Raw genomic sequence first — 4,207 nt, 5'->3', positions numbered from 1 at the left:
GTTGATGTCCATTGTTTCACTTGTTTTAGTACCTCTTTTCGTTTAAAAAAGGTTTTATATTACATTTTATTTAATTAATAAAATAAACATTATTTATTAAAAACTACTAAAAAGTTTCGCTACTTTGGCGAAACTTTTTTGATTCAAGTCACTTTGTTTTTAAACACTACTTTTAAGCCGTATTCAGAACTACGAATCCGTATATTTTTCTTTACAGATGGGCTCAAAAATAAAGCTCAAATCATTGATAAAATATAAAAAATATATTATAATATAAAGTACCGACTTTGATTTTATTGAAGTTTTTGAGGTCTTGTATTTGATAAAAAAATGGGGAGAGTAATGAGATATAATTCCGAAGATATAGATAAATTGATCGAAGAATTAAATATAGTCGAAGTGGTGGGAGAGTATGTAGACTTAAAGAGAGCAGGAGCTAACTTTAAGGGTCTCTGTCCATTTCATAAGGACAACAACCCCTCATTTGTAGTCAGCCCCTCTAAAAACATATGTAAATGTTTTGTTTGTGGTGCTGGCGGTAATTCTGTAAAATTTTACTCAGACTACAATAAAATCCCCTTTGGACAAGCAGTTAAGGATCTTTCTGAAAAATATAAGATCAAGGTGAAGCCTGTAAAGGGGTATGATGTACTAAGAGATACAAATAAAAAATACTATGATATTTTAAATGATGCACTTGAATATTTTTGTGAGAAGATATTCTCCAATGAAGGCAGAGATGCGCTGGAGTACTTATCAAAAAGAAAACTTAAACCTGATTTTATCTCTGAAAACAAAATTGGATTTGCACCTAAAGGGTGGAATAACCTTTATGACCATCTTTTAAATAAAGGTCATGACATCAATGATATAGTAACATTGGGATTAGTGAAAGAGGGAGAAAAGGGGTATTATGATTCTTTCAGAGACAGAGTTATGTTTCCTATATACTCACCTTCAGGTAATGTAATAGCTTTTGGTGGAAGAAGCCTGGAAGACAGAAAGGATATACCTAAATATATCAATTCGTCAGAAAGCCCGGTTTTTCATAAGGGCCAGAATTTATACGGAATAAAAGAAAAGGGAAACACAATAAGAAGAAAAGCATATTCAATAGTCATGGAAGGATACATGGATGTACTGTCTGCTCATTCCTTTGGATTTGATGTGACGGTAGCCTCTCTGGGGACGGCTTTTACAGAAGATCAGGCAAAATTGCTGAAGAGGTACACCTCTAATGTTATATTGGCTTTTGATATGGATAATGCAGGGAGAGTTGCAGCTGAGAAATCCGGGGTCATTCTTAAATCCCACGGATTCAATATAAGAGTACTAGAACTCGAAAATGCCAAAGATCCCGATGAGTTTCTGAAAAAATATGGTAAAAATGAATTTTTGAAATGTGTAAAAGAGTCAAAGGAGATATTTGACTATCTCTATGAATTTTATGCCAAGGAATATGACCTGACAAATTTAATGGCTAAACAAAATTTTGTGGACAGGTTTAAAGATTTCTTTCAGGCTGTGGAAACTGACCTGGAAAAAAGTCTCTATGTAGACAAACTATCAAAGTCCTTGGGGATTGCAAAAGAGCTTTTGAATGATATTCTTATTGTCAATAATAAAAAAAGCCAAAAGAAGATCAAAAGTGAGATTTATAACCGGAAAGAGTATGACAAAAGCCGCAGTGAAACAATCGATAAGTTGGAAATGGATACACTGAAAATAATACTTTCAAAACCAGAATATTTTTCTTATTTTCAAAATAAAAAAATAAAAAGTAACCTTTTTCATAAAATTATTGTCTTTTATGAAGAGGAGAAATTGTCTGAAAATGGTGTAAAGTTGATTTTAAATAGTGATTCTTTTGAAGAGGAAGAAAAAAGGCAGATTTTAGAAATAGCAGCATCAAGTATTGAATATTCAGATGAAAAAAAACTTATTAAGGATTTTAGGGAGGTATATTTAGGGTGGTTTAGAAAAGAGATAAAAGAGGCTCTTGAAAAATATAAAATCCACGGAGATATAGTTTCTTTTTTTAAAATAAGAAAAATAAGTGAAAATATAGAAAAAGCAGATACCGATCTGGAAGAATTGAAAAATTTTTATCGTGAATTCAAAACTTTTAATATATAGAGGAGGCACTTAAAGTAATGAAAGACTTTATTAGAAATGAAAAGGCGCGTGCTTTAATAAGAAAGTCCATAGAAGAAAAAGTTATAACTTTTGAGGAAATAAATGAAGCACTAAAGGATGATTTTCCAGTTGATAAAATAGAGTTCCTTATAAACGGAATGATCGATCAGGGGATAAAGATCGTCAAAAAAGAGGATCTTTCAAAAATAAAGTCTGAAGAAAAAGAAGTAAAAACCTCCGTGAAAAAATCTACTCCAAAGATAATAGTAGAAGAGGACGAAGAAGAGGATGCAGAAGACGTTGATTCAGACACAGATGATAAAAAAGAAGATGGTAATTTTGACCCTGATGAGATAGAGGAAGTGACTGAAGAGGAACTGTCTCCGGAAAAACTTTTGGCAATAAGTGCCGGGGTAGATGTGGATGAACCTATCAAAATGTATTTAAGAGAGATCGGTCAGGTACCGCTTCTTACTCATAAGCAGGAGATAGAACATGCAAAAAATTCTGCTGAAGGGGACGAATGGGCTACTCAGCAGTTGGTAGAGGCCAATCTGAGACTTGTGGTGAGTATAGCAAAAAAACATACAAACAGAGGTTTAAAATTACTAGACCTTATACAAGAGGGAAATATAGGTTTGATGAAGGCCGTTGAAAAATTTGAATATACAAAAGGTTATAAATTTTCAACTTATGCAACTTGGTGGATAAGACAAGCCATAACAAGGGCTATAGCTGACCAGGGAAGAACTATAAGAATACCTGTTCATATGATAGAAACAATAAACAAGATAAAGAAAGAAAGCAGAATATATCTCCAGGAAACCGGAAAGGATGCCACACCAGAGGTTCTTTCTGAGAGACTTGGAATGGAAGCTGAAAAAATAAAAGCTATACTTGAAATGAACCAGGACCCGATATCTCTAGAGACCCCAGTGGGAAGCGAAGAAGATAGTGAGTTAGGTGACTTTGTAGAGGACAATAAAATGCTGAGTCCTTATGAACAAACCAACAGAAATCTTTTGAAAGAGCAGCTAGATGATGTGCTTCAGAGTTTGAGCGAGAGAGAGGAAAAAGTCTTGAGATTCAGATATGGTCTAGATGACGGATGCCCTAGAACTCTTGAGGAAGTTGGTAAGATATTTAAAGTTACAAGGGAAAGAATCAGACAGATAGAGGTAAAGGCTCTGAGAAAACTGAGACATCCAAGCAGAAGAAAGAAATTAGAAGATTTTAGAATGTAAAAAAAAATTAGGAGTTAAAACTCCTAATTTTTATTTGTTCTTAAATTATTATATGTGTATAATAAAAAATATTGCTTCAAGGAGATGAAAAATGTCTTTAAATATAGATAAATTAGAAGGTAAAATTAATGAGGGGGTACTGCTTCAGAAAGATTTTGAAGAATTTGTCTGTGAAGAGTGCAACGAAGAGAAGGATTTTCAGGCTCTCATTGACTTCATATTTAAACAGGGTATAGAGGTACGAGAGAGTGAAGAAGAATATGAGGAGAGTGTAGGAGACGGATATTATAGTGAAGAGATCCTAGAGCAGTATTTCCACGACATATCACTTTACACACCTATTCCCAGAGAGGAAGAAAAAGAGATAGTGAAAAAAGCTCAAGCAGGGGATGAAGATGCACGGGATATGCTTGTAACTTCCAATCTAAAACTAGTAGCTAAGATTGCTATGAAATATTCCAAAGCAGGTGTTAATTACATCGATCTCATACAAGACGGGACAATAGGCCTTATAGCAGCCATAGACAAATATGATCTTTCCAAGGGGCACAGCTTTACATCTTATTCTGTATGGTGGATAAAAAGAGAGATAATAAACTCCATAGCCAATCGTATAAATGCGATAAAAATACCGAGTTATGTTTACCTGATGAATAAAAAGATAAGTATATTCGAAGATAAATTTATTGAAAAAAACAATAAAAAACCAAGTTACCAAGAAATAGCAGTAGGATTGAACTTGTCACAAGATGATGTGGAGAAAATGAAAGAGGCCTCTGAAATAGGTGTAGGGGGATTTGCAGACGGCAATGAACCTGATCAGGGAG

3 protein-coding genes are annotated in these 4,207 nt (G+C 33.8%); all 3 read left to right on the top strand.

From position 1 onward, the window contains the following. Nucleotides 1-342 precede the first annotated feature (342 nt). Nucleotides 343-2,136, top strand: coding sequence for a DNA primase (gene dnaG / locus ABZA26_RS09005; RefSeq protein WP_372714187.1), 1,794 nt, complete (start codon nucleotides 343-345; stop codon nucleotides 2,134-2,136). Nucleotides 2,137-2,153: 17 nt separating this feature from the next. Beyond that, nucleotides 2,154-3,380, top strand: coding sequence for an RNA polymerase sigma factor RpoD (gene rpoD / locus ABZA26_RS09000; protein ID WP_372714186.1), 1,227 nt, complete (start codon nucleotides 2,154-2,156; stop codon nucleotides 3,378-3,380). 91 nt (nucleotides 3,381-3,471) lie between these two features. Continuing rightward, nucleotides 3,472-4,207, top strand: a 736-nt coding sequence (locus ABZA26_RS08995; RefSeq protein WP_372714185.1) for a sigma-70 family RNA polymerase sigma factor, incomplete at its 3' end; no start/stop codon positions are given.

Origin of the sequence: Ilyobacter sp., assembly GCF_041583315.1 — a bacterium.
Taxonomy (GTDB): domain Bacteria; phylum Fusobacteriota; class Fusobacteriia; order Fusobacteriales; family Fusobacteriaceae; genus Ilyobacter.
The sequence above is the reverse complement of the archived record's forward strand: the minus strand, read 5'-3'. Positions and strand labels throughout refer to the sequence as shown.

Excerpts from the sequence above, each read along its gene's own strand:
- dnaG (WP_372714187.1), top strand. The coding sequence starts at position 343 with ATGAGATATAATTCCGAAGATATAGATAAATTGATCGAAGAATTAAAT.
- rpoD (WP_372714186.1), top strand. The coding sequence starts at position 2,154 with ATGAAAGACTTTATTAGAAATGAAAAGGCGCGTGCTTTAATAAGAAAG.